The organism is Citrobacter rodentium NBRC 105723 = DSM 16636, assembly GCF_021278985.1.
GTDB classification, from domain to species: Bacteria; Pseudomonadota; Gammaproteobacteria; order Enterobacterales; family Enterobacteriaceae; genus Citrobacter_A; species Citrobacter_A rodentium.
The window spans coordinates 186868-211991 of the sequence record NZ_CP082833.1 but is presented as its reverse complement, the minus strand read 5'-3'; the positions used below and the strand labels follow the sequence as shown (position 1 = coordinate 211991).

Sequence of the window (25124 nt, the reverse complement as noted above, 5' to 3'; positions counted from 1 at the left end):
AAGCGCCCGTTCCGTTCCTGAGCGGCAAAATAGTATAAAAAATACTGCCTTTAAGTTGACTTTTACCTGCCTTCTCTTCAGAATGCCGCCGTTTGCCAGAAATTCAGGTAAGCAGATTTGCATTGATTCATCCCTTACAAATGAATTAGTATGCAAATAAAGTGAGTGAATATTCTCTGGAGGGTGTTTTGATTAAGTCAGCGCTATTGGTTCTGGAAGACGGAACCCAGTTTCACGGTCGGGCCATAGGGGCAACAGGTTCGGCGGTTGGGGAAGTCGTTTTCAATACTTCAATGACCGGTTATCAAGAAATCCTCACTGATCCTTCCTATTCCCGCCAAATCGTTACTCTTACTTATCCCCATATCGGTAATGTCGGCACCAACGCCGCCGATGAAGAATCTTCCCGGGTACATGCGCAGGGCCTCGTTATTCGCGATCTGCCGCTGATTGCCAGCAACTTCCGCAATACCGAAGACCTCTCTTCTTATCTCAAGCGCCATAACATCGTGGCGATTGCGGATATTGATACCCGTAAGCTGACGCGTCTGCTGCGCGAGAAAGGGGCACAGAACGGCTGCATCATCGCTGGCGATAATCCGGATGCGCAGCTGGCGCTGGAAAAAGCGAAAGCGTTTCCGGGCCTGAACGGTATGGACCTGGCGAAAGAGGTCACGACAACGGAAACCTACAGCTGGACGCAGGGCAGCTGGACGCTTTCAGGCGACCTGCCGGAAGCGAAAAAAGAAGACGACCTGCCGTTCCACGTTGTCGCTTACGATTTTGGCGCCAAGCGCAACATTCTGCGTATGCTGGTGGACAGAGGCTGCCGCCTGACTGTCGTTCCCGCGAAAACCTCCGCCGAAGAGGTATTAAAAATGAACCCGGACGGCATCTTCCTTTCGAATGGGCCTGGCGATCCGGCGCCGTGCGATTACGCCATCGACGCGATCCAGCAGTTCCTGAATACCGACATCCCGCTATTTGGCATCTGCCTGGGCCATCAGCTGCTGGCGCTGGCGAGCGGGGCGAAGACCGTGAAGATGAAATTCGGCCACCACGGCGGTAACCATCCGGTGAAAGATATCGACAACAATACCGTAATGATCACGGCGCAGAACCACGGTTTTGCGGTCGATGAAGCCACGCTGCCGGCAAACCTGCGCGTCACCCATAAATCGCTGTTCGACCAGACTTTGCAGGGGATTCATCGCACCGACAAACCGGCGTTCAGCTTCCAGGGCCATCCGGAAGCCAGCCCGGGGCCGCACGACGCCGCACCGCTGTTCGACCACTTTATCGAACTTATTGAGCAATACCGTCAGTCCGCGAAATAATCAGGGGTTAACAGAGCCATGCCAAAACGTACAGACATAAAAAGTATCCTGATTCTGGGCGCGGGTCCGATTGTTATCGGTCAGGCGTGTGAGTTTGACTACTCCGGCGCGCAGGCGTGTAAGGCGCTGCGCGAGGAAGGCTATCGCGTTATCCTCGTCAACTCTAACCCGGCAACCATCATGACCGACCCGGAAATGGCCGATGCCACCTACATCGAGCCGATTCACTGGGAAGTGGTGCGTAAAATTATCGAAAAAGAGCGCCCGGACGCGGTGCTGCCGACGATGGGCGGCCAGACGGCGTTGAACTGCGCGCTGGAGCTGGAGCGTCAGGGAGTCCTCGAAGAGTTCGGCGTGACCATGATCGGCGCCACCGCCTATGCGATTGATAAAGCCGAAGACCGCCGTCGTTTCGACATCGCAATGAAGAAAATCGGTCTTGAAACCGCACGCTCGGGTATCGCCCACACGATGGAAGAGGCGCTGGCGGTGGCCGCTGACGTCGGTTATCCGTGTATCATCCGTCCGTCCTTTACGATGGGCGGCACCGGCGGCGGCATTGCGTATAACCGCGAAGAATTTGAAGAGATTTGCGCCCGTGGTCTGGATCTTTCACCCACCAAAGAGCTGCTGATTGATGAATCGCTGATCGGCTGGAAAGAGTACGAGATGGAGGTGGTGCGGGATAAGAACGATAACTGCATCATCGTCTGCTCCATTGAAAACTTCGACGCGATGGGCATCCACACCGGCGACTCCATCACCGTCGCGCCCGCCCAGACGCTGACCGACAAAGAGTATCAAATCATGCGTAACGCCTCGATGGCGGTGCTGCGTGAAATTGGCGTCGAAACCGGCGGTTCAAACGTTCAGTTTGCGGTAAACCCGAAAAATGGTCGCCTGATTGTTATTGAGATGAACCCGCGCGTATCGCGCTCCTCCGCGCTGGCCTCCAAGGCTACCGGCTTCCCGATTGCCAAAGTGGCGGCGAAACTGGCGGTGGGGTACACCCTTGATGAGCTGATGAACGACATTACCGGCGGGCGTACCCCGGCCTCGTTCGAGCCCTCCATCGACTACGTGGTGACCAAAATCCCACGCTTCAACTTCGAAAAATTCGCCGGCAGCAATGACCGTCTGACCACGCAGATGAAGTCGGTCGGCGAAGTGATGGCGATTGGCCGCACCCAGCAGGAGTCCATGCAAAAAGCGCTGCGCGGTCTGGAAGTGGGCGCCACCGGCTTCGACCCGAAAGTGAGCCTCGACGATCCGGAAGCGCTGACCAAAATTCGCCGCGAGCTGAAAGATGCGGGCGCGGATCGTATCTGGTACATCGCCGACGCGTTCCGCGCGGGCCTCTCGGTTGACGGCGTGTTCAACCTGACCAACATCGATCGCTGGTTCCTGGTGCAGATTGAAGAGCTGGTGCGTCTGGAAGAAAAAGTGGCGGAGCTGGGCATCAACGGCCTGACCGCCGACTTCCTGCGCCAGCTGAAGCGTAAAGGCTTTGCCGATGCGCGTCTGGCGAAGCTGGCGGGGGTACGCGAAGCGGAAATCCGCAAGCTGCGCGACCAGTACGACCTGCATCCGGTATACAAGCGCGTGGATACCTGCGCGGCGGAATTCGCCACCGACACCGCCTACATGTACTCCACGTATGAAGACGAGTGTGAAGCGAATCCGTCCGTCGACCGTGACAAAATCATGGTTCTCGGCGGCGGCCCGAACCGTATCGGCCAGGGTATCGAGTTTGATTACTGCTGCGTCCATGCTTCGCTGGCGCTGCGCGAAGACGGTTACGAAACCATCATGGTTAACTGTAACCCGGAGACGGTTTCAACCGACTATGACACCTCCGACCGCCTGTACTTTGAGCCGGTCACTCTGGAAGACGTGCTGGAAATCGTGCGCATTGAGAAGCCGAAAGGCGTTATCGTCCAGTACGGCGGCCAGACGCCGCTGAAGCTGGCGCGTGCTCTTGAAGCGGCTGGCGTACCGGTTATCGGCACCAGTCCGGACGCCATTGACCGCGCGGAAGACCGTGAGCGTTTCCAGCATGCGGTTGACCGCCTGAAGCTGAAGCAGCCGGCGAATGCCACCGTTACCACTATCGAACAGGCGGTCGAAAAGGCGAAAGAGATTAGCTATCCGCTGGTGGTGCGTCCTTCTTACGTTCTTGGCGGTCGGGCGATGGAAATTGTCTACGACGAAGCGGATCTGCGTCGCTACTTCCAGACGGCGGTCAGCGTGTCCAACGACGCGCCGGTGCTGCTTGACCGCTTCCTCGACGATGCGGTGGAAGTGGACGTAGACGCCATCTGCGACGGCGAGATGGTGCTGATTGGCGGCATCATGGAGCATATCGAGCAGGCAGGCGTACACTCCGGCGACTCCGCCTGTTCGCTGCCAGCCTACACGCTGAGCCAGGAGATCCAGGACGTGATGCGCCAGCAGGTGCAGAAGCTGGCTTTCGAACTGCAGGTTCGCGGCCTGATGAACGTGCAGTTTGCGGTGAAAGATAACGAAGTCTATCTGATTGAAGTTAACCCGCGCGCGGCGCGTACCGTACCGTTCGTCTCCAAAGCGACCGGCGTTCCGCTGGCGAAAGTGGCGGCGCGAGTAATGACCGGTAAGTCTTTGGCTGAGCAGGGCGTAACGAAAGAGATCATCCCGCCTTACTACTCGGTGAAAGAGGTGGTGCTGCCGTTCAACAAATTCCCGGGCGTCGACCCGCTGTTAGGGCCGGAAATGCGCTCTACCGGGGAAGTGATGGGCGTGGGCCGCACCTTCGCGGAGGCGTTTGCCAAGGCGCAGCTGGGTAGCAACTCCACGATGAAGAAACAGGGGCGTGCGCTGCTCTCCGTGCGCGAAGGCGATAAAGAGCGCGTGGTGGATCTTGCCGCGAAGCTGCTGAAACAGGGCTTTGAGCTGGATGCCACCCACGGCACGGCGATTGTGCTGGGCGAGGCGGGCATCAACCCGCGTCTGGTAAACAAGGTGCATGAAGGTCGTCCGCATATTCAGGATCGCATCAAGAATGGCGAATACACCTACATCATTAACACCACCGCCGGACGTCGCGCTATTGAGGACTCCCGGGTGATCCGCCGCAGCGCGCTGCAGTATAAAGTGCACTACGACACCACGCTGAACGGCGGCTTCGCTACCGCGATGGCGCTGAATGCCGATGCCACCGAAAAGGTGATTTCGGTACAGGAAATGCACGCGCAAATTAAAAAATAACCGACGCTGATTATTCGGCTGTTAAAAACGGTTCCGTTAACGGAGCCGTTTTTTTATGCCTTCGTTTTCTGGCTGGATCATGACGCCGCAATAGCAGGAATATCAATGTAACAAGCAAGATTTGGATCACACTCATTGCCCGGCAAGTTGCATACTATCCCCTATATCCACATTTTTAATATGGTCTTGTTTGAATTTTTGCCGACAGGACATAGCAGGATTTTTAATTTGTGAAATGGTGTGATTATGTGTGAAGAACGTGTTGATAAACCGCTTTATTTGTTGATTGCCGACTGGGTTATGGCGGAAAAGCGTTGGGTAAGCGCGAAAGAGATCGCGAAGCAATTTAATATGGATCACTGCAAAGCGAGCAATACCGTCTCTTATATTCTTGCAGAGGTGGCGGAAATTCACTGTGAAACGAAGACCATCCCTAACCAGCTGGAAGGCCGCGGCTGCCAGTGCCAGCGTCTGGTGCGGGTCACCCATATCGCGCCGCAGCTGTACGCCCGACTGGGGCAGGGGGCGCAGCAAAAAATGGTCAACAGAACGCCGCAAATGACCGCCGTACCGCCGTCGGAGCTGAACCGCGAGCAGAAATGGCAGATGATGCTGTCAAAGAGCCTGCGGCGGTAAGAGGAAAGACCTTTGCCGGATGGCGGCGTAACCGCCTTATCCGGCCTACGGGGTGTGCATGAGATGGTGCGCTGGTAGGCCTGATAAGCGCAGCGTCATCAGGCATTAACATTGCCGGATGGCGGCGTAAATGCCTTATCCGGCCTACGGGGGGAGGCATAGGGATGGTGTGCGTAGGCCTGATAAGCGCAGCGCCATCAGGCGTTAACATTGCCGGATGGCGGCGTTAACGCCCTTTCCACACCGGGTCGCGTTTTTCCGCGAACGCCCGCGGTCCTTCGAGCGCATCTTCGGAATGCAATACCGCCGGGTAATGCTTCAGCGCGCCGCTACGAAGACAGCGATACCCTTCCTCAACCGACATTTCGCCGGTGGCGCGATAGATCTCTTTCAGCGCGGCGATCGCCAGCGGCGCGCTGCTGACCAGCTGTTGCGCCAGCTCACGGGCGCTGTCCATCAGCGCCTGTTGGCTGACTACCCGATTGACGATCCCCCAGCGGAGCGCTTCCCCGGCGCTCATCCGCCTGCCGGTCATCACCATTTCGTTAGCGATAACTGGCGGTAACCGCTTCGGCAGGCGCAGTACGCCGCCGCTGTCCGGGACGATGCCCAGCCTGGCCTCCGGCAGCGCAAAGCTGGCGTGATCGGCGCAGACGATAAAATCCGCCGCCAGCGCCAGCTCAAAGCCGCCGCCGAAAGCGTAGCCGTTGACCGCGGCGATCACCGGTTTGTCGAGATCGAAGCATTCAGTCAGACCCGCAAAACCGCCGGGACCGAAATCGGCGTCCGGCGCTTCGCCTTCCGCAGCGGCTTTTAAGTCCCAGCCTGCGGAAAAGAATTTCTCGCCCGCCCCGGTCACGATGGCGACGCGCAGTTCAGGATCGTCACGGAAATTAAGAAAAACTTCCCCCATCTGAAAACTGGTTCGGGCGTCAATGGCATTGGCTTTAGGGCGATCGAGAATAATTTCCAGAACAGCGCCGTTACGGGTTAAATGTAAGGATTCACTCATGGTTCATCTCCAGAAAAAGAGGGGCCGGCAGGCGCTATGCCCGCCGGTTGGGTTATTTCAGGTTCTTTTTGATTATTTTCCCGGAACAGTTACGGGGCAGGTCGCTTCTTATTTCCATAAAAGAGGGGACTTTAAATTTCGCCATATTTTGTTCACAGAAGCTGAAAAACTCTTCTTGCGTGAGCGTTTCGCCTTCATTGAGCACCACAAATGCTTTGATCGCTTCATCGCGTATCGAATCCTTAATGCCGATCACCACGATGTCCTGAATTTTCGGATGCGCAGAAATAATATTTTCCAGCTCAACGCAGGAGACGTTTTCTCCGCCGCGCTTAATCATGTTGCAGCGGCGGTCGACAAAATAGAAAAAACCTTCTTCGTCGCGATAGCCGGAATCGCCGGTATGCAGCCAGCCGGTGGGTTCGAGCGCTTTCGCGGTCGCGTCGGGCCTGGCGTAATACTCTTTGAAGATCGTTTTACCCGGCACGCCTTTAATGCAGATTTCGCCAATTTCCCCGGCGGGCAGCACGCGGTTATGCTCGTCGCGGATCTCCGCTTCGTAGCAGAAGCCCGGCCGCCCAATTGAGGGCCAGCGGCGCTTATCGCCCGGACGGTCGCCAATAATGCCGACGATGGTTTCGGTCATGCCATAAGAGGTCAGCAGACGGACGCCGAAGCGCGCGATAAAGGCGTCTTTTTCCTGTTCAGACAGATTCAGGTAGAACATCACTTCCCGCAGGGCGTGCTGCCGATCCTGCGGCGTGGCGGGCTGGGCCATCAGCGTTCTGATCATCATCGGAATGCATTCGGTAACGGTGGCGCGGTATTTGCGCACCTGCTGCCAGAAGGCGCGGGCGCTGTATTTTTCAATCAGCACAAAGGTCGCGCCTGCCGAGAATGCCGCCATAGCGGCGGTACACTGACAGTCGATGTGAAACGCGGGCATTACCGTCAGATAGACGTCATCCTCGCGCAGGGCGCACTGCCATGCCGAGTAGTAGCCGGCAAAGCGCAGGTTATAGTGGGTGATCACGACTCCTTTGGGCCGAGAGGTGGTGCCGGAGGTAAATAAGATCTCTGCGGTGTCGTCAACAGAGAGCGGCGGGACATCGCGCAGCGTGGCCGGTTGCCGGTCTTTTCGCTGCGTAAAGTTCATCACGTTGGTTTCTTCCCCGGCATCCGCGTCAGTTATCCAGATGTCGGTCAGCATGGTGTCGCTCTGACGCAGGATCTGGCGATACATTGGCAGGAACGCGGCGCTGGTGACTAACAGCCTGGCCTGACTGCTTTGCAGGATCCACTCGCTTTCATCACGCAGCAGCCGGGCGTTGACTGGCACCATAATGGCGCCAATCTTTGCCAGCCCAAACCAGCAGAAGAAAAACGCCGGGCAATTATCCAGATGCAGCGCGACCTTATCGCCTTTGCGAATACCCGATGCGTAAAACAGATTCGCCGTGCGATTGATCTCCTGATTAAGCGAGGCGTAGCTGAACTGCTGCGCCTTCCCTGCGCAGGATTCGTAAATCAGCGCCGTTTTACCGCCATATTTTTCCGCCAGATCGTCCCACATCTGACGTAAATGTTGTCCGCCAACGATATCCATTGCATCTCTTTCCCTTTCTCTGACGCTAACCGCAGATGACGGTTAGCGCGTGCGGGTTAGTCTTCAACCTTGGCCAGGCCTTTACTGACCAGTTTCTTAATGTCTGCTTCGCTGTAACCGATATTTTGCAGAATGGCAGCGGTATCCATACCGTGCGATGGCATACCGCGCCAGATTTTCCCCGGGTTATTTTTGAATTTCGGCATGATGTTTGGCCCTTTGCAGGTGCGGCCATCCAGCGTTTGCCACTGCGTAATAGATTCACGGGCGACATACTGCGGGTTGTCTTCCAGTTCCGGTATGGTCAGCACTTTGGCGCAGGCGATATTCAGCTCGGCGAAGCGCGCCTGAACCCCGGCAATGGTGCGTGAGGCCAGCCACGCATCCAGTTTTTCTTCCACCAGCGGCCCGTAAGGGCATTCAATACGGTGAATCAACTGAGTGCCCTGCGGAACTTCCGGCGTGCCCAGCAGGTGCTCCAGACCAATATCCTTAAAGCATTCGCTGATTTGCGTAATGCCCACCAATTCCATCACGATGTAGCCGTCGGCGCATTTATACAGCCCGCAACCGGCGTAGTAGGGGTCTTTGCCTTTGCTCATGCGCGGGCAGATCTCGCCGCCGTTGAAATAGTCCATCATGAAGTACTGGCCCATGCGCAGCATCACTTCGTACATGGCAACGTCAATGCTTTCGCCTTTGCCGGTTTCACGCGCTTTATGCAGCGCCGCCAGCGCCGCGGTGGTGGCGGTCATTCCTGAGAAGTAGTCGGCGGTATACGGGAAGGCTGGCATCGGCTGGTCAATATCGCCGTTCTGGATTAAATAGCCGCTGAAGGCCTGGGCAATGGTGTTGTAAGCCGGAAGGTGGGTGTACTCCTCGCTGCCGTACTGACCAAAGCCGGACAGATGGGCAATAACCAGCTTCGGGTTATGTTGCCACAGTACCTCATCGCTAATGCCGCGGCGGGCGAACGCCGGGCCTTTGCTGGCCTCAATAAAGATATCGGTGGTTTCCATTAATTTGAGAAACGCTTCCCGGCCCTCATCTTTGAAAATATTCAGCGACAGCGCGTGAAGATTGCGACGCGAAAGCTGCGGGTAGTTGGGCTGAACGCGGATGGTATCGGCCCAGGCGACGTTTTCGATCCAGATAACCTCCGCGCCCCATTCTGCAAACATTTGTCCGGCAAACGGTCCGGCGATTTCGATGCCGGAAAAGACCACCCGCACGCCGGCAAGGGGGCCAAAGGTGGGCATAGACAGACGATTCATAAATAAGCTCCTGGCGTTTTTTTACGCCCGGTAAGCGCAGCGCCACCGGGCATGTTGCCGGATGGCGGCGCGAGCGCCTTATCCGGTCTGGAAGCTGCCCTGATTAACGGTACTGCTTGAGCACAGCGCGGCCGAGGGTCAGGATCTGCATTTCGTCAGAGCCGCCGGATACGCGGTCCACGCGCAGATCGCGCCAGAAGCGGGTGATGCGGTGGTTACCGGCAATCCCCACGCCGCCGAGCACCTGCATTGCAGTGTCGACCACCTCAAAGGCCGCGTTGGCGCAGAAGTATTTACACATTGCCGCATCGCCGGAGGTGATCGTGCCGTTATCCGCTTTCCATGCGGCTTCCAGCAGCATGTTTTTCATGGAGTTGAGTTTGATCGCCATATGGGCAAATTTTTCTTGGATAAGCTGGAAGCGGCCAATGGTCTCGCCAAACTGCACGCGCTGGTTGGCGTAGCGCGCCGCATCTTCGAAGGCGCACATCGCGGTGCCATAGTTGGTGAGCGCCACCAGGAAACGTTCATGATCGAACTCTTCTTTTACCCGGTTAAAGCCATTACCTTCGCGACCGAACATGTCCTTTTCGTCCAGTTCGACGTCGTCGAAATTAATTTCGCAGCAGCTGTCCATGCGCAGGCCAAGTTTCTCCAGCTTGTTAACCTTAATGCCGGGTTTGCTCATATCGACAAACCATTCGGTATAGACAGGCTTGTCCGGAGAAGCGCCGTCTCTGGCCATTACCACGATATAGGGGGTGTAAGCGCTGCTGGTGATAAAGCACTTGCTGCCGTTAAGATAAACCTTACCATTTTTGCGCGTATAGGTGGTTTTCAGGCTGCCGACGTCCGATCCCGCTCCCGGTTCGGTGATGGCGGAGTTCCACATCTGCTTACCCGTTCCCCGGAAGGCCATGATTTTATCAATCTGCTCCGGTGTGCCTTCGCGCAGGAAGGTGTTAAAGCCCCCCGGCAGTTGATACAGCACGTAGGTCGGCGCGCCCAGGCGGCCCAGCTCCATCCAGACGGCGGCAACGGTGACGAATCCGGCGTCCAGCCCGCCATGCTCTTCCGGGATCAGCAGGCTATCGATACCCATCTCCGCCAGCGCTTTTACGAAACGCTCCGGGTAGACGCTGTCGCGATCGCATTCGGCAAAATAGGCTTCCCAGTTCTCACTGGCCATCAGTTCGCGAATACCGGCGACAAACAGCTCCTGCTCGTCATTAAAATTAAAATCCATCTTCCAGCCTCTTTTGTCAGGGGTTAATTCAGGTTATTGGTCTTTCCAGTGCACTCTGGCGTCTTTGATAAAGGAGAGCGTCACCATGATGTTGACGAAAAACAGCGGGCAGCCGCCGGCGATGATCGCGGTCTGAATCGGCTTCAGCCCGCCAAGGGCCAGCAGCACAATGCCGATTACCCCGACCAGCACCGACCAGCCGATCCGCACCAGCAGCGGCGGTTCGTCGCCCTCGCGCACTTCCCGGCAGGTCGACATCGCCAGGGTATACGAGCAGGCGTTAATCAGCGTGACGGTGGCGATAAAACAGAGGATGAAGAATCCCCACATGGTGGCGGTGCTGAGCGGCAGCGCGGCCCAGGTTTCGATAATCGCGCGCGCCACGCCGTGCTGCTCTATCAGCTGCGGGATGTTGATGATGTTTTTATCCATCAACAGCAGGGTATTGCTGCCAAGCACGGTCCACAGGATCCAGGTGGAGGCGGTCAGGCCCAGCACCATGCCAAAACACAGTTCACGCACGGTGCGGCCACGGGAAATGCGCGCCAGGAAGATGCTCATCTGGATGGCGTAAATCACCCACCACGCCCAGTAGAAAACGGTCCAGCCCTGCGGGAAACCGCCTTTAGCGATAGGATCGGTATAAAACAGCATCCGCGGCAGGTACATCAGCAGCATCCCCACGGAGTCGGTGAAGTAGTTCATAATGAAGCTGGCGCCGCTGACGATAAACACCCAGCCGAGCATCAGGAAGCTCAGATAGCTGCGCACATCGCTGGCGATGCGCACCCCTTTTTGCAGGCCGCAGGCCACGCAGATGGCGTTGAGAACGATCCAGCAGGTAATGATGATGGCGTCCAGTTGCAGGGTGTGCGGGATACCAAACAGATACTGCATACATTCGGTTACCAGCGGCGTCGCCAGTCCGAGGCTGGTGCCCATAGCGAAAATCAGCGCAACCAGATAGAAGTTATCAATAATGGTGCCGGGCAGCCCTTTAGCGTGTTTTTCGCCGATCAACGGCGCCAGGGTGGAGCTGGGGCGAATGACGTCCATCTTGCGCACAAAAAAGAAGTAGGCGAAGGCCACTGACAGGAAGCTATAGGTCGCCCACGGCAACGGTCCCCAGTGGAACAGGCTGTAGGCCAGACCCAGCTCTTTCGCGCTGGTTGAGTTCGCCTGAAGGGCAAACGGCGGCGTTGAGATGTAGTAGTAAATCTCAATCGATCCCCAGAACAGCACGGCGGCGGAGGTACAGGAGGCGAACATCATAAATATCCAGCTGGCGGTGCTGAACTCTGGTTTCTCATCGCCGAGTCTCTTTTTGGCGTAAGGACCAAATACCAGCCAGAACCAGCCAATGAGCATTACCACCATATACCATTCGAACGCCCATCCCCAGATATTCGTCACGTAACTGAATACGGCATTAATAACGACGTTAGCAGCATCAAGATCGCGAACCGTTAGCCAGCAAAGAATGCCAACAATTATTAAAGGCGGGAAGAAAACTTTCGGCTCTATTCCTGACTTTTTCTTTTGATTGCTCATGAGTTAATTCCAGATTGAAAATAAAATGTATTTGGCGTTGCCGCTGTTTTATTTCTGTTCACTATTATCTGATGTTTTTTACGTCTTCAAATGGCGTCGGTGAGTAACTCATAATGGGTATTCGCTTGCGGGTATTCTGTTACCTTTATCACACTTTAATGCGTCAGGAAGAACAGGCGGATTTTGGCTTTTATTGTTTTAAAATCAATTGTTTTGTGGTTTATTTGCTGGCTTTTTCAGCATCTGACGTTCAATATTGGTGATCCGTAAAACAATATTGAAAATATGTCTTGAGTAGTGCTTGTTTCCAGTATTGGTGAAGCGGATAACAATATTGAAAGTTCCTCATATCAGGGTGTGACATTTTCGCCATTGGTGATTATGGTTTTATTTCGCAACGGGAGTGCGTGCTATCGGTATTTAACTCCGCTGATATTCAAGTTTTCTGGAGATGCAATGAAGATAATTACTTGCTACAAAAGCGTACCTGATGAACAGGATATTGCGATTAATCGCGCTGACGGTTCATTAGATTTCAGCAAGGCGGATGGCAAAATTAGCCAGTACGATCTGAATGCTATTGAAGCGGCCTGCCAGCTGAAACAGCAGTCTGACGACGTGCAGATTATCGCCCTGAGCGTCGGCGGTAAGGCGCTGACCAGTGTGAAAGGGCGTAAAGACGTACTCTCGCGCGGTCCGGATGAACTGGTGGTGGTGATTGACGAGCAGTTTGAACAGGCCCTGCCGCAGCACACCACCGCCGCACTGGCCGCCGCTGCGCAAAAGCTGGGCTTCGACCTGCTGATTTGCGGCGATGGTTCCGCCGACCTTTACGCGCAGCAGGTCAGCCTGCTGCTGGGCGAGACGCTGAATATTCCGGCCATCAACGGCGTAAGCCGGATCCTTTCGCTGACGGAAAATACGCTGAGCGTAGAGCGTGAGCTGGAGGACGAAACTGAGACCCTCCACATTCCGCTTCCGGCAGTCGTGGCCGTTTCCACCGACATTAACTCACCGCAAATCCCCTCCATGAAGGCCATTCTGGGCGCGGCGAAAAAGCCGGTTCAGGTCTGGTCCGCTGCAGATATCGGCTTCAGCGCCCTGGACGCCTGGTCGGCGCAAACGGTGGCGGCGCCGGAGCAGCGCGCGCGGCAACGCAACGTGATTGAGGGCGATGGCGAAGAACAGATCGCCGCTTTTGTCGAGAGTCTGCGCAAAATCATTAACTAAAAGGGGATGTTATGAGCAAGTTTTCCAGCGTCTGGGTATTTAGCGATACCGCATCTCGCCTGCCGGAGCTGATGAGCGGCGCGCGGGCTTTAGGGGAACAGGTTAACGCGTTTGTCGAGAACGCCGCTGAAGAGACAATGGTGATACAGTCCGGGGCGGACCGCGCCTGGCTGTTGCGCGGTAAGCCGGAGAACCGCATGGTGGAGGATTATGCCAACGTGATGGCGCGGACTATCCGCCAGCAGGCCAGCGAAGGTCTGGTGCTGCTGCCCAATACCCGTCGCGGCAAACTGCTGGCGGCAAAGCTGGGATATCGTCTCGCGGCGGCGGTTTCTAACGATGCCAGCGAGATCGGCGGACAGGACGGTCAGGCGGTGGTCAGACATATGGTATACGGCGGCCTGGCGACAGGCGAAGAAGTCATTGCGTCGCCTTTCGCAGTCATCACCGTTAACAGCGGTACGTTTGAAGCGCAGCAGCCGGATACGTCACGCAGCGGCGAGACGCAGGTGGTGGAATGGCAGGCGCCGGACATTACCGTAACGCGAACCGCCACGCAGCCGCGCCAGAGTAGCAGCGTCAATCTCGACAAAGCGCGGCTGGTGGTCAGCGTGGGGCGCGGAATTGGCAGCAAAGAGAACATCGCGCTGGCCGAAGCGCTGTGTCAGGCCATTGGCGCAGAGCTGGCCTGCTCCCGGCCGGTAGCGGAAAACGAAAAATGGATGGCGCATGAGCGCTATGTCGGGATCTCTAATCTGATGCTGAAACCTGAGCTGTATCTGGCGGTGGGGATCTCCGGACAGATCCAGCATATGGTCGGAGCGAACGGCGCGCAGACGATTTGCGCCATCAACAAAGACAAAAATGCGCCGATCTTCCAGTACGCGGACTATGGCATCGTCGGCGATGCGCTGAAGATCCTTCCCGCGCTGACCGCCGCGTTAAGCCGCTAACCCATCAGGCAGGGAGGTCGTATGTCGGAAGATATCTTTGATGCCATCGTTGTGGGGGCTGGACTGGCCGGGTCCGTCGCGGCGCTGGTGCTTGCCCGGGAAGGGGCGCAGGTGCTGGTGATCGAACGTGGAAATTCGCCGGGCGCGAAGAACGTCACCGGCGGGCGCATTTATGCGCACAGTCTGGAGCGTATCATTCCGGGCTTTGCTGAACAGGCGCCCGTTGAGCGGCGGATCGTCCGCGAAAAACTGGCCTTTATGACCGATTGCGGCGCAATGACGGTGGACTATCTCAATGCGGAAGAGGCCGCGTCTGCCGGGGGGTCTTATTCGGTGCTGCGCAGTCGGTTTGACGCCTGGCTAATGGAGCAGGCGGAGGCCGCTGGCGCGCAGCTGATCGCCGGGATCCGCGTGGATAACGTGGTGCAGCGCGAGGGCCGGGTGGTTGGCGTTGAAGCTGACGGGGAGATCATTGAGAGCAAAGTGGTGATCCTCGCCGACGGAGTCAATTCACTGCTGGCAGAAAAGCTGGGAATGGCGAAACGCGTGGAAGCCGCACAGGTGGCGGTAGGGGTGAAAGAGCTGATCGAACTGCCGAAATCGGTTATTGAGGATCGTTTCCAGTTGCAGGGCAACGAAGGCGCTGCCTGTCTGTTCGCCGGTTCACCAACGGATGGTCTGATGGGCGGCGGCTTCCTCTATACCAATGAAAATACCCTGTCTCTGGGGCTGGTGTGCGGCCTTCACCAGCTAAAAGAGGCGAAAAAATCGGTCCCACAAATGCTGGAGGATTTTAAACACCATCCGGCCGTCGCGCCGCTGATTGCTGGCGGCAGGCTGGTGGAGTATGCCGCGCATCTTGTGCCGGAAGCCGGGCTTGCTATGCAGCCTGAGCTGGTGGGCGATGGGGTACTGATTGCCGGTGACGCCGCCGGGATGTGTATGAACCTGGGCTTCACCATTCGCGGGATGGATTTAGCCGTTGCGGCGGGCGAGGCGGCGGCGAAAACCGTGCTGTCGGCCATGCAACGCAACGACTTCAGCCGCCAGGGGCTGGCGGAGTATCGCCAGCGCCTTGAGGATGGTCCGCTGCGGGATATGCGCATGTATCAGCGTCTGCCGGCCTTTCTTGATAATCCCCGAATGTTTACCCGCTATCCGGAGATGGCGGTGGGCATTGCCCGCGATCTGTTCTCCGTCGACGGTAGCGCGCCGGTGCCGATGCGTAAGAAGATCCTGCGCCATGCGAAGCAGGTGGGTTTCATCAATCTGATCAGGGATGGCCTGAAAGGAGCGAGCGTATTATGACTTCTCCCGTTAACGTGGACGTTAAGCTGGGCGTCAATAAATTCAATGTCGATGAGGAATATCCACACATTGTGGTGAAAGAGGAACCGGATCGGCTGACGCTGGATCTGCTGGTGAAGGCGTGCCCGGCCGGGCTGTATAAGAAACAGGACGACGGCAGCGTGCGCTTTGATTACGCCGGTTGTCTGGAGTGCGGCACCTGCCGCATTCTCGGGCTTGATAGCGCGCTGGAAGAGTGGCAGTACCCGCGCGGCACCTTCGGCGTGGAGTTTCGCTACGGCTGAACCCGTTGCCGGATGGCGACGCTTCGCGTCTTATCCGGCCTACAACATTGGCATCCGTAAGGCCCCGTAGATACTGTTATCGCCTGCAAGCTTTTTTATTTTCCGCCTTACCGGATTGCAGGCATACCAGTCACAGCGCCGTCAGGCGCTGTTTTTTCATCCCTTCCACCATATTTTACGCTGCTACCGGATTATGCCGGGACGCATCGAACGGCACGCCTGACTTCAGAACACCGTACGCCACCTGCGCCAGCTTGCGCATCATCGCACCGATTATCACTTTCCCTTTTTTACCGTTCCCTGCCAGACGGTCACGGAACGCTCTTCCCCATTCCGTTTTACTTACCGCCACCATCGCAGGCATATACAGCGCCCTGCGAAGCGACGCATGTCCGGCTTTACTCATCCGGCTGGCCCTGTTCACACTGCTGCCTGATTCATACCGCCGCGGCGTCAGACCCGCAAAAGCGGCGAACTGCCTGGCATGGGTGAAGCGCTCCTTCAGACCGGTATAAGCCAGTAATACCGCGGACGTTTTCTCCCCGATGCCCGGGATACTTTCCAGCAGCTTCCTGCGGTGCTTCATATCCGGGTCATCATCCGTCAGGTCCTTTATCTGCTTTTCGATGCGCTTAAGTTCGGCATGAAGCCACAGCAGATGGGCGTCTATACTCGGACGCTGCACCTCACGCGCTGTCTCCAGGCGGTTCAGCTCCTGCGTGTGCATGTCCGTCAGCGACTGATGGCGCAGCACCAGAGCCCGCAGGGCCCGTTCAACCGGATGCGGGGCTTCCCACGCCGGAGGGCGCTTCTGACGACAGAACTCTGCCAGCATACGGGCATCCACTGCATCGGTTTTGCTGCGCAGACCTTCACTCTGTGCAAAGGCTTTACCCAGGGCGGGGTTGATGACGGAGACGGTGTAACCGGCATCACTGAGATGAGCGGCAACGTCTTCCATATACGTACTGGTGGCTTCCATGCAGATATGTGCCGGTGCCACGCGATGACCGCTGAGCCAGCGGAGAAGTTCGTCGTGGCCCTTCGGGGTGTTGGCAAATTTTTTGCTGCGGTGACGGCCATCAGGCCGCAACACATCGACATCCAGCTTAGCTTTAGAGACATCGATACCGATAAAATGAAGTTCCTGTTCCATAGTGAGACCAGCCTTGTGAATGCGGATTACCGGGAAAACCGGTCCATGATACTGTCCGGTTTGTCACTTGTGGAGAACGGCGGTCCGCTGCATAAATCTACGTCACAGGTTATTAGCCTGAGGCCTGATACGGCATGCGGACCGCATGGCAGAGAGAACTGGCCGGTTCTCCCTGCACTGAAGGGATAATACAAGGCCTGATAAGCGAAGCGCCATCAGGCAAGGCGTTTACCCAGGACAGACTCATGCAACAGCCAAGGAATTTTGAGGACATAAAATTTTCATCCATTCACCGCAGAATCATGCTGTGGGGGAGCGGTGGGCCATTCCTGGACGGCTATGTGCTGGTGATTATCGGCGTTGCCCTTGAGCAACTCACACCGGCGCTGAAACTGGACGCCGGGTGGCTGGGGTTGCTGGGCGCAGGCACGCTGGCCGGGTTGTTTGTCGGCACCTCGCTGTTCGGCTATATCTCCGACAAAGTCGGTCGGCGAAAAATGTTCCTCATTGATATTATCGCCATTGGCGTAATTTCACTGGCGACGATGTTCGTCTCTTCGCCGGTTGAGCTGCTTATTATGCGGATATTGATCGGCGTCGTTATTGGCGCCGATTATCCCATCGCCACATCAATGATCACGGAGTTTTCCAGCACCCGGCAGCGCGCCTTTGCCATCAGTTTTATCGCCGCCATGTGGTATGTCGGCGCCACCTGCGCCGATCTGGTTGGCTACTGGCTGTATGATGTGGACGGGGGCTGGCGCTGGATGTTCGGCAGCGCAGCGATACCCTGTCTTTTCATCCTCATTGGCCGCTTCGATCTGCCTGAATCTCCTCGCTGGCTGCTGCGTAAAGGCCGGGTGAAGGAGTGTGAGGAGATGATGATGAAACTGTTTGGCGAACCGGTGGCGTTTGATGAAGAACCGCCGCAGGAGACTCATTTTTTGCAGCTGTTTAATCGCCGTCACTTGCCGTTTGTTCTGTTTGTCGCCGCCATCTGGACCTGTCAGGTGATTCCCATGTTCGCCATTTATACCTTCGGGCCGCAAATTGTCGGGCTGCTGGGGCTGGGGGCCGGGAAAAGCGCCGCGCTGGGCAACGTGGTAATTAGCCTGTTCTTTATGCTGGGTTGTATCCCGCCGATGTTCTGGCTGAACAGCGCGGGGCGGCGACCATTGCTGATTGGCAGCTTTGTGATGATGACGCTGGCGCTGGCCGTGCTGGGACTCATTCCTGAGATGGGAAGCTGGCTGGTGGTCGCGGCATTTGCGGTATACGCTTTTTTCTCCGGCGGGCCGGGAAATCTTCAGTGGCTCTACCCGAACGAGCTGTTTCCGACCGATATTCGCGCCTCTGCGGTGGGCGTTATTATGTCTCTGAGCCGGATCGGCACCATTCTATCAACCTGGGCGCTGCCGATTTTTATCACCCGGTATGGCATCAGTCATGTCATGTTGATGGGGGCCGGGATTTCGCTTGCCGGGCTGCTGATTTCCATTGCTTTTGCGCCTGAAACGCGTGGTCTGACGCTGGCTGAAACCAGCAGCATGACCTTTCGCAGATGGCCGCTGTATTAACGCTATCCCCTTCAGAGTGTTCTGCATTTGCTTTCAGCCGCGGTCAGTGAGGCTACAGTTAAAGGGTAAATGACAGAAAATGACTGAAAAGCAGGGAGAAAACCATGCAAAAGAAACTTTTTATCGCCTCCATTTTTGCCGCAGCAACTGTATTCACCGTCGCGGGCTGCTCTTCTGACCAGGCGGTACGCACCACGGATGGCAAAACGATTGTCACTGACGGTAAACCACAGGTGGACGACGATACCGGGATGGTATCCTATAAAAACGCTGAAACCGGTCAGACGGAACAAATTAACCGTGACCAGCTGAAAAACATGAGCGAGCTGGATAACTAAAAGTAAAACGCAGTGGCTTTTGCCACTGCGCTCAGTTTACGACTGCCGGAGATTACCAGCGGTGGTTAAGAAGGATATGACCGCCGTAGGCGTCATAGCTGTTTTTACCCCACTCTCCGCTTATCCGCACAGAGAAGGTCGTGGTTTCATTCAGATTACCCGTCACGCCCAGCTCTAACTGACCGCGATCTTCTGGCGTATCATTGCTGATGCTTTCGCTATTAAAGGCCAGTTCGTTTTGTCCGGCGCCTTTCAACCAGTTGACCGCAACGTAGGGTTGCCACGCCTGAACGTCTTGCCGATCGAAATAGCTGCTCTTCACGCCGAGACGACCAAATACGCTGTCGTTATCCAGTTGAGTGACCCTTACCCCGTCTGGATCGGTATGATTATCCTGATCGAGATAGCTATAGATAACCTGCACCTGCGGCTCAATTTTCCAGGTACGCTGGCGCTCTGAATCAATCACCCAGGCATGACCTGCTTCAAGAGAGGCGGCGAAACCTTCGCTGTTATAATCTTCGTCGTTGCGATTACTGCTGACGTTATTGTTATACCAGCTGTACGCCGCCCAGGTATCGATATAGCTGCCGAGGCGGAGTTTTTCATCTTCCTGCCAGGTTGCATAAATTCCCACGTTAAACCCGTCGACCTTCCCCTGGGCGTTACGGGCATTGTTTTTGCTGTCTGAATGGGTTTTGGCCTGGCCTGCGCCAGCCATTGCGCCCGCATGCAAAATGCCCTTATCCAGCGGCTTGCTCACAAAGTCAGTACCGATCTGGAGAACGGTGCTGGTGGTGTCATAGGAGAGCTTATCGCCCGCCACATCGTTTTCGTGATAGCGACCTTTCACGTATAGCCAGGTGTTGAGGTCATCTTCACCGCGCAACGTCAGCTGATCGCGATCGTCGCGTTTGTGCAGGAACATCCCTTGTGCGGCCTGATAGTTGCCAAGATAGGCGCCCACTTCCGGGGCCATGATTTCCGGAGAGCTATTGCCGCCGTCGCCGCCGTTACCGTCATCGTCGCCGTTACCACCATTCCCACCATTACCGCCATCGCCGCCGTTACCGCTATCACCGCCATTGCCGTCGTCACCGCTGTTACCACCGTCGTTGCTATCACTGTCGTCGTCAGAAGAAGCTGCTTTTGACTCCAGATACCAGTTGCCGTTTTCATGCTGGAAGAGGTTATATTCCCAGGCCCCGGCAACAACGGGTTTGGCAAGGGTGAATTCGGCGTTGGAGTTTCCTCCTACGTTAATCACTTCCATGCCATTGACCGTCAGGGCGCCCATACCGCCTACGTTGTTGACAACGAGATCGGAGACGCCATAGCTGCTGCCCTTAATGCTCAGACGATCCGTTGGGGCGTTATCATCGCCGGGTTTACTGTTCATCACGATGCGGCTTCCCGCCGCGCCGGTGTAATCCCCGTTGATGATAAAATTATTGCCAACCGCGTTGTTCTGTCCGCCAATCAATAAGGTTCCGCTGTTGCTGACGTTGCCATTGATTGTATCCACGGTAGAGGAGGTGGAAAGTGAATTACCTGCCACGGCATTCCATGCGGCCAGCGTTCCCCCGCTGAGGATCGCGATATTGTCATAAACAGTACCTGCGCTGGCAAAGGCGGCGCCATCTTCTATGGTCAACGTTGCATTGCTGCCTTCCGCTCCCAGCGTTGCGCCTTCTGCTACCAGCGTGACGCCCGCATGCAGCTGCGTATTACCGGTATAGGTGTTATTTCCGCTGAGGGTCAGCACGTTAGCGTCCGTTTTTTCAACATTACCGCTTCCGGTAATGTCACCGGAATAGGTTGAATTTTCCCCCTGGTTGAAAATAAAGGTGCCTTCGTTGATTACCTTACCGGTTAACGACGCCTTTTTTTGACCGTCGCCAAGCTGCAGCGTCGCATTCTGCTGGATATGCGTGCTGCCGCTATTTGCCACATTTCCGCCCAGCGTGAGTTTGCCGGAGTTGACCAGCAGCGTCTCGCCGGTACCGATCAGGTCGACATCGCCCGTAAGGGACCAGTCTTTTCCTTTCATGGTCAGGGAAGCAAAACCGTCATCCTCTTCAAGACCGATAAAACTACTGTCTTCGGATCCGGAACCTATTAAGGTGATCGTATTCTCTTTTGAAACGGCGGACACGACGTTGCCAACAAGTTCAGAACCGGTGTCGAGGGTGAGGGTGTTAATACTGGCGCTATTAAAGAAGATTGCAGCCTCTTTGCCAGAAATAATGCCTGAACTTATAATGTCCATTTTGGTTGTGTTGCTGGCATAAATCCCGTACCGCGTTCCACTTATGGTACTGGTGTTGGTAATTTTTGCATCGCCCGATTCAGAGTGAATACCATCGCCATTGGTTCCTTTAATCACGCCAGTATTGTCGAGTCCGAGGCCAGATTTTGTATAAATCCCCGTAGTTCCCGTTATGTTTCCCGTTTCACTATTAGTAATATTCAGCCCGGATAAACCCGGTCCAATATAAATACCATTAGTAGCTCCGGTAATTTTGCCATTATTAACAATATCTCCGCGCAAAGAGCGTATATTAATAGCATTCGCCGTTGTGGATGATATTACCGCTTGCTCGTCGTTGGTGATGGTGACTCTTTGCGCACCGGTGTTAACGTACAGCGCATCGCCAGTTCCCGATATATTTCCCTTGTTGGTCATTGAGGAAATCATTGTGCTGTTCATCGTCACCGCTGCCTCATCAGAGGAGGATGAAATCGTCACATCTTTATTAATGGTAAAACTACTGTCTTCTGCAAAAGTTTGGGGCGTGGAGGTAGATTCGCTTATTATTGTTTCAGCATGAGAAATTATTGGGGTGAATAGTATTACCGCCGGGAATATTTGCTTTAATATTCTGGTGGCGTGATTTAATGAAAAGCATTTGTTAACCATGGTTACATCCATTTAGATTAGGTCTTTGGCAAAAGAGATATATTAGCGATGCAGGTGTTTTAATAAAAGATAGTTTTGAGTTTCGCCGGGTGTTTATTATCCAATAAAGCGTTATTCACTCAGATTTCAGTAAGTTGAATGGTGTTAGTTTTACTAAATCCACAATCAGGTAAAATTAATATGTAAGTATTATTTATTGATTTCTTAAAATGATTCATGAGCCAGCGTTGTTTCTTTAAACGCATGAAATAAATATCAACGCAGATCGGCAATTTGAGTGGATAACGGCTTTTTTGTGAATGAATGTTTGAATGCTTTTAGTCGGCTCGTTAAATGTCTACACTCTCAGTAACGAAATGTAAACAGGAACAATAACTGACACATCATGATACTCATCATTTATGCGCACCCCTATCCGCAGCATTCGCATGCGAACAAGCGGATGCTTGAACAGGTAAGGACGCTGGAAGAGGTAGAGATTCGCTCGCTTTACCAACTCTATCCCGATTTCAATATTGATATCGCCGCAGAACAACAAGCGCTTTCCCGCGCCGATCTGATTATCTGGCAACATCCCATGCAGTGGTACAGCGTTCCCCCGTTGCTCAAGTTATGGTTCGATAAAGTGCTTTCTCACGGCTGGGCTTATGGACACGGCGGCACGGCGCTGCGCGGTAAACAGGTGATGTGGGCGGTTACCACCGGCGGCGGAGAAGGCCATTTTGACATTGGCTCCTATCCGGGTTTCGATGTGCTTTCTCAGCCGCTGCAGGCAACGGCGCTTTACTGCGGGCTGAACTGGCTCCCGCCGTTTGCCATGCACTGCACCTTTAGCTGCGATGATGAAACCCTGCAGGCGCAGGCGCGGCAATATCGACAACGTTTACTGTCATGGCTGGAGACGCATCATGGATAGCCATACCCTGATACAGGCGCTGATCTATCTCGGTTCCGCAGCGCTGATTGTCCCTGTTGCCGTGCGGCTCGGTTTAGGATCGGTGCTCGGCTATCTTATTGCCGGATGTATTATCGGCCCGTGGGGATTACGGCTGGTGACCGATGCCGAATCCATCCTCCATTTCGCAGAGATTGGCGTGGTGCTGATGCTGTTTGTCATTGGCCTGGAGCTGGATCCGCAGCGGCTGTGGAAACTGCGCGCCTCGGTGTTTGGCGGCGGAGCGTTGCAGATGGCGGTGTGCGGAGGGCTGATCGGCCTGTTCTGCGCGTTGCTTGGTCTGCGCTGGCCGGTGGCGGCGCTGACGGGGATGACGCTGGCGCTCTCCTCTACGGCAATCGCTATGCAGGCGATGAACGAACGCAACCTCACCGTCTCGCAGATGGGACGCAGCGCGTTTGCGGTGCTGCTGTTCCAGGATATCGCGGCCATCCCGCTGGTGGCGATGATTCCTTTACTGGCGACGAGCGGCGCCGCCACCACGCTCGGGGCGTTTGCGCTGTCGGCATTGAAGGTCGCCGGCGCGCTGGTGCTGGTGATCCTGCTCGGGCGCTATGTCACCCGTCCGGCGCTACGCTTTGTCGCCCGCTCCGGCCTGCGCGAAGTGTTCAGCGCCGTGGCGCTGTTTTTAGTCTTCGGCTTTGGCCTGTTACTGGAAGAGGTCGGTTTGTCGATGGCGATGGGGGCGTTTCTGGCGGGCGTGCTGCTGGCAAGCTCCGAGTATCGCCACGCGCTGGAAAGCGATATCGAGCCGTTTAAGGGGCTGCTGCTGGGGCTGTTTTTCATCGGCGTCGGCATGTCGATTGACTTCGGAACTCTGATCGAGAATCCGCTGCGTATCGCTATCCTGCTGGCAGGCTTCCTGGTGATTAAAATCGGCATACTGTGGCTGATAGCGCGTCCTTTATCGGTGCCGAATAAACAGCGTCGCTGGTTTGCGGTGCTGTTAGGTCAGGGCAGTGAGTTTGCGTTTGTGGTTTTCGGCGCCGCACGGATGGCTGAGGTGCTGGACCCTGAATGGGCGAAGGCGCTGACGCTGGCGGTTGCCCTGTCAATGGCGGCAACGCCTGTCTTGCTCGTTATCCTCAGCCGTCTGGAGGCAAGCGCCGCAGGAGATGAGCGCGAAGCGGATGAAATTGATGAGGAACAGCCGCGGGTGATTATTGCCGGCTTCGGGCGTTTCGGGCAGATCGCCGGTCGCTTATTGCTGTCCAGCGGCGTAAAAATGGTGGTTCTCGACCACGATCCGGATCATATTGAGACGCTGCGTAAATTCGGCATGAAGGTATTTTACGGCGATGCGACGCGAATGGAGCTGCTGGAATCCGCCGGCGCGGCGAAAGCGGAAGTGTTGATCAATGCGATTGACGATCCGCAAACCAGTCTGCAACTGACGGAGATGGTGAAGGCGCATTTCCCGAACCTGCACATCATCGCCCGCGCCCGCGATGTCGATCACTATATTCGTCTGCGTCAGGTCGGGGTGGCACAACCGGAGCGTGAAACCTTTGAAGGGGCGTTAAAAAGCGGGCGTCTGGCGCTGGAAAGTCTGGGGCTGGGACGCTATGAGGCGCGTGAACGCGCCTATCTGTTCCGCCGCTATAATACCCGGATGGTTGAGGAGATGGCGAAGGGCGAAAATGACGCCACCTCCAGGGCGGCGGTGTATAAACGCACCAGCGCGATGCTCAGTGAAATCATTACCGAAGACCGCGAGCACCTGTCGCTTATTCAGCGTCACGGCTGGCAGGGAACGGAGGAGGGAAAGCACACGGGCAACCCTGCCGATGAGCCGGAAGTGAAACCGTCGGCCCGAGTAAAAGTGTGATGTACCGCAAACTTTACTGCTAACGGATTGTTTTTATTCTACTGTAATGCCGGGAGTCCACTATCAAGTCGTGGACTCGCCAGCAGAACGAAAAATTTTCGTGCTCTTACTCTTTTCGTCAGTCGACGAAAGAATGCTCTTTACGTATAGTGGCGACAATTTTTTTGTCTCCGGGAAATAATCAATGATCAGTCTGATTGCTGCATTAGCGGTAGATCGCGTTATTGGTATGGAAAACGCCATGCCGTGGAATTTGCCTGCCGATCTCGCCTGGTTTAAACGAAATACGTTAAACAAACCTGTTGTTATGGGCCGCCATACCTGGGAGTCCATTGGACGCCCGTTACCGGGGCGCAAAAATATCGTGATCAGCAGCCAGCCGGGCACGGATGACCGCGTGCAGTGGGTAAAATCGGTTGATGAGGCGATAGCTGCCTGTGGCGATGCGCCAGAAATTATGGTGATTGGCGGCGGTCGGGTATACGAACAGTTCCTGCCGAAAGCGCAGAAACTGTACCTGACGCATATTGATGCTGAAGTGGAAGGAGATACCCATTTTCCGGACTACGATCCGGACGACTGGGAGTCGGTGTTCAGCGAATTTCATGATGCCGACGCGCAGAATTCACACAGCTACTGCTTCGAGATTCTGGAACGCCGTTAATCCAAT

At 55.5% G+C, this 25124-nt stretch carries 20 protein-coding genes; 13 read left to right on the top strand and 7 right to left on the bottom strand.

Annotated features, from left to right (window positions below; genetic code table 11):
- Positions 1-188 precede the first annotated feature (188 nt).
- From carA to caiF, 3 genes are all read left to right on the top strand, one after another.
- The gene (carA, locus tag K7R23_RS00895; protein WP_012904421.1) at positions 189-1337 is read left to right on the top strand and encodes a glutamine-hydrolyzing carbamoyl-phosphate synthase small subunit; all 1149 of its coding nucleotides are present in this window, start codon (positions 189-191) and stop codon (positions 1335-1337) included.
- An 18-nt stretch (positions 1338-1355) separates the two neighbouring features.
- Positions 1356-4580: a carbamoyl-phosphate synthase large subunit gene (carB, locus tag K7R23_RS00890; protein ID WP_012904422.1), complete on the top strand. Its 3225-nt coding sequence runs from the start codon at positions 1356-1358 to the stop codon at positions 4578-4580.
- A 246-nt stretch (positions 4581-4826) separates the two neighbouring features.
- A complete protein-coding gene (gene caiF / locus K7R23_RS00885; protein ID WP_012904423.1) occupies positions 4827-5216 on the top strand; it encodes a carnitine metabolism transcriptional regulator CaiF in 390 nt (129 codons plus the stop codon).
- Positions 5217-5442: 226 nt separating this feature from the next.
- Here the strand turns inward: caiF and caiD are convergent, their stop codons facing one another.
- The 5 genes from caiD to caiT all read right to left on the bottom strand — a co-directional run bounded on the left by caiD (position 5443) and on the right by caiT (position 11905).
- Positions 5443-6228, bottom strand: coding sequence for a crotonobetainyl-CoA hydratase (caiD, locus tag K7R23_RS00880; RefSeq protein ID WP_012904424.1), 786 nt, complete (start codon positions 6226-6228; stop codon positions 5443-5445).
- Positions 6229-6280: 52 nt separating this feature from the next.
- Complete coding sequence (gene caiC, locus K7R23_RS00875; protein ID WP_012904425.1) at positions 6281-7834, bottom strand: crotonobetaine/carnitine-CoA ligase; 1554 nt, start codon at positions 7832-7834, stop codon at positions 6281-6283.
- Between the two features lie 56 nt (positions 7835-7890).
- On the bottom strand, positions 7891-9108 hold the full coding sequence (gene caiB / locus K7R23_RS00870) for an L-carnitine CoA-transferase (RefSeq protein WP_012904426.1): 1218 nt from the start codon (positions 9106-9108) through the stop codon (positions 7891-7893).
- Between the two features lie 103 nt (positions 9109-9211).
- Positions 9212-10354, bottom strand: a complete 1143-nt coding sequence (caiA, locus tag K7R23_RS00865) for a crotonobetainyl-CoA dehydrogenase (protein WP_012904427.1) — start codon at positions 10352-10354, stop codon at positions 9212-9214.
- Positions 10355-10387: 33 nt separating this feature from the next.
- Positions 10388-11905, bottom strand: a complete 1518-nt coding sequence (gene caiT / locus K7R23_RS00860; protein ID WP_012904428.1) for an L-carnitine/gamma-butyrobetaine antiporter — start codon at positions 11903-11905, stop codon at positions 10388-10390.
- 456 nt (positions 11906-12361) lie between these two features.
- On the opposite strand from caiT, the gene K7R23_RS00855 reads away from it, so the two are divergent.
- The 4 genes from K7R23_RS00855 to fixX are packed head-to-tail and all read left to right on the top strand — an operon-like array spanning position 12362 to position 15680.
- Positions 12362-13135, top strand: coding sequence for an electron transfer flavoprotein FixA (locus tag K7R23_RS00855; RefSeq protein ID WP_012904430.1), 774 nt, complete (start codon positions 12362-12364; stop codon positions 13133-13135).
- Between the two features lie 11 nt (positions 13136-13146).
- Positions 13147-14088 carry an electron transfer flavoprotein subunit alpha/FixB family protein gene (locus K7R23_RS00850; RefSeq protein ID WP_012904431.1) on the top strand — a complete coding sequence of 314 codons (942 nt, stop codon included), beginning with the start codon at positions 13147-13149 and terminating at the stop codon, positions 14086-14088.
- A gap of 21 nt (positions 14089-14109) precedes the next feature.
- Positions 14110-15396 (top strand): FAD-dependent oxidoreductase, encoded by a 1287-nt coding sequence (locus K7R23_RS00845; protein ID WP_012904432.1) that lies wholly within the window; start codon positions 14110-14112, stop codon positions 15394-15396.
- Positions 15393-15680, top strand: a complete 288-nt coding sequence (gene fixX, locus K7R23_RS00840; protein WP_012904433.1) for a ferredoxin-like protein FixX — start codon at positions 15393-15395, stop codon at positions 15678-15680. The genes K7R23_RS00845 and fixX overlap by 4 nt, the downstream gene beginning before the upstream one ends.
- Before the next feature lie 175 nt (positions 15681-15855).
- Here the strand turns inward: fixX and K7R23_RS00835 are convergent, their stop codons facing one another.
- Positions 15856-16836 carry an IS110-like element ISCro4 family transposase gene (locus K7R23_RS00835; RefSeq protein WP_012904434.1) on the bottom strand — a complete coding sequence of 327 codons (981 nt, stop codon included), beginning with the start codon at positions 16834-16836 and terminating at the stop codon, positions 15856-15858.
- A 245-nt stretch (positions 16837-17081) separates the two neighbouring features.
- Between K7R23_RS00835 and K7R23_RS00830 the strand changes: the two genes are divergently transcribed.
- Positions 17082-18413, top strand: a complete 1332-nt coding sequence (locus K7R23_RS00830) for an MFS transporter (RefSeq protein WP_012904435.1) — start codon at positions 17082-17084, stop codon at positions 18411-18413.
- A 104-nt stretch (positions 18414-18517) separates the two neighbouring features.
- Positions 18518-18751 (top strand): YgdI/YgdR family lipoprotein, encoded by a 234-nt coding sequence (locus tag K7R23_RS00825; RefSeq protein ID WP_012904436.1) that lies wholly within the window; start codon positions 18518-18520, stop codon positions 18749-18751.
- Between the two features lie 52 nt (positions 18752-18803).
- On the opposite strand, the gene K7R23_RS00820 is transcribed toward K7R23_RS00825, so the two are convergent.
- Positions 18804-21020, bottom strand: coding sequence for an autotransporter family protein (locus K7R23_RS00820; RefSeq protein ID WP_231851593.1), 2217 nt, complete (start codon positions 21018-21020; stop codon positions 18804-18806).
- Positions 21021-21330: 310 nt separating this feature from the next.
- Here K7R23_RS00820 and K7R23_RS00815 point away from each other — a divergent pair, with 310 nt between their 5' ends.
- From K7R23_RS00815 to folA, 4 genes are all read left to right on the top strand, one after another.
- Positions 21331-21582: a hypothetical protein gene (locus tag K7R23_RS00815; protein WP_232081594.1), complete on the top strand. Its 252-nt coding sequence runs from the start codon at positions 21331-21333 to the stop codon at positions 21580-21582.
- A gap of 474 nt (positions 21583-22056) precedes the next feature.
- Positions 22057-22587, top strand: coding sequence for a glutathione-regulated potassium-efflux system oxidoreductase KefF (gene kefF / locus K7R23_RS00810; RefSeq protein ID WP_012904438.1), 531 nt, complete (start codon positions 22057-22059; stop codon positions 22585-22587).
- Complete coding sequence (gene kefC / locus K7R23_RS00805) at positions 22580-24454, top strand: glutathione-regulated potassium-efflux system protein KefC (protein WP_012904439.1); 1875 nt, start codon at positions 22580-22582, stop codon at positions 24452-24454. Before kefF ends, kefC begins: the two co-directional genes overlap by 8 nt.
- 184 nt (positions 24455-24638) lie before the next feature.
- Positions 24639-25118 (top strand): type 3 dihydrofolate reductase, encoded by a 480-nt coding sequence (gene folA, locus K7R23_RS00800; RefSeq protein WP_012904441.1) that lies wholly within the window; start codon positions 24639-24641, stop codon positions 25116-25118.
- The last annotated feature ends 6 nt before the right edge of the window (positions 25119-25124 follow it).

Excerpts from the sequence above, each read along its gene's own strand:
- carB (WP_012904422.1), top strand. The coding sequence starts at position 1,356 with ATGCCAAAACGTACAGACATAAAAAGTATCCTGATTCTGGGCGCGGGT.
- caiF (WP_012904423.1), top strand. The coding sequence starts at position 4,827 with ATGTGTGAAGAACGTGTTGATAAACCGCTTTATTTGTTGATTGCCGAC.
- caiD (WP_012904424.1), bottom strand. The coding sequence starts at position 6,228 with ATGAGTGAATCCTTACATTTAACCCGTAACGGCGCTGTTCTGGAAATT.
- caiC (WP_012904425.1), bottom strand. The coding sequence starts at position 7,834 with ATGGATATCGTTGGCGGACAACATTTACGTCAGATGTGGGACGATCTG.
- caiB (WP_012904426.1), bottom strand. The coding sequence starts at position 9,108 with ATGAATCGTCTGTCTATGCCCACCTTTGGCCCCCTTGCCGGCGTGCGG.
- caiA (WP_012904427.1), bottom strand. The coding sequence starts at position 10,354 with ATGGATTTTAATTTTAATGACGAGCAGGAGCTGTTTGTCGCCGGTATT.
- caiT (WP_012904428.1), bottom strand. The coding sequence starts at position 11,905 with ATGAGCAATCAAAAGAAAAAGTCAGGAATAGAGCCGAAAGTTTTCTTC.
- K7R23_RS00855 (WP_012904430.1), top strand. The coding sequence starts at position 12,362 with ATGAAGATAATTACTTGCTACAAAAGCGTACCTGATGAACAGGATATT.
- K7R23_RS00850 (WP_012904431.1), top strand. The coding sequence starts at position 13,147 with ATGAGCAAGTTTTCCAGCGTCTGGGTATTTAGCGATACCGCATCTCGC.
- K7R23_RS00845 (WP_012904432.1), top strand. The coding sequence starts at position 14,110 with ATGTCGGAAGATATCTTTGATGCCATCGTTGTGGGGGCTGGACTGGCC.
- fixX (WP_012904433.1), top strand. The coding sequence starts at position 15,393 with ATGACTTCTCCCGTTAACGTGGACGTTAAGCTGGGCGTCAATAAATTC.
- K7R23_RS00835 (WP_012904434.1), bottom strand. The coding sequence starts at position 16,836 with ATGGAACAGGAACTTCATTTTATCGGTATCGATGTCTCTAAAGCTAAG.
- K7R23_RS00830 (WP_012904435.1), top strand. The coding sequence starts at position 17,082 with ATGCAACAGCCAAGGAATTTTGAGGACATAAAATTTTCATCCATTCAC.
- K7R23_RS00825 (WP_012904436.1), top strand. The coding sequence starts at position 18,518 with ATGCAAAAGAAACTTTTTATCGCCTCCATTTTTGCCGCAGCAACTGTA.
- K7R23_RS00820 (WP_231851593.1), bottom strand. The coding sequence starts at position 21,020 with ATGGACATTATAAGTTCAGGCATTATTTCTGGCAAAGAGGCTGCAATC.
- kefF (WP_012904438.1), top strand. The coding sequence starts at position 22,057 with ATGATACTCATCATTTATGCGCACCCCTATCCGCAGCATTCGCATGCG.
- kefC (WP_012904439.1), top strand. The coding sequence starts at position 22,580 with ATGGATAGCCATACCCTGATACAGGCGCTGATCTATCTCGGTTCCGCA.
- folA (WP_012904441.1), top strand. The coding sequence starts at position 24,639 with ATGATCAGTCTGATTGCTGCATTAGCGGTAGATCGCGTTATTGGTATG.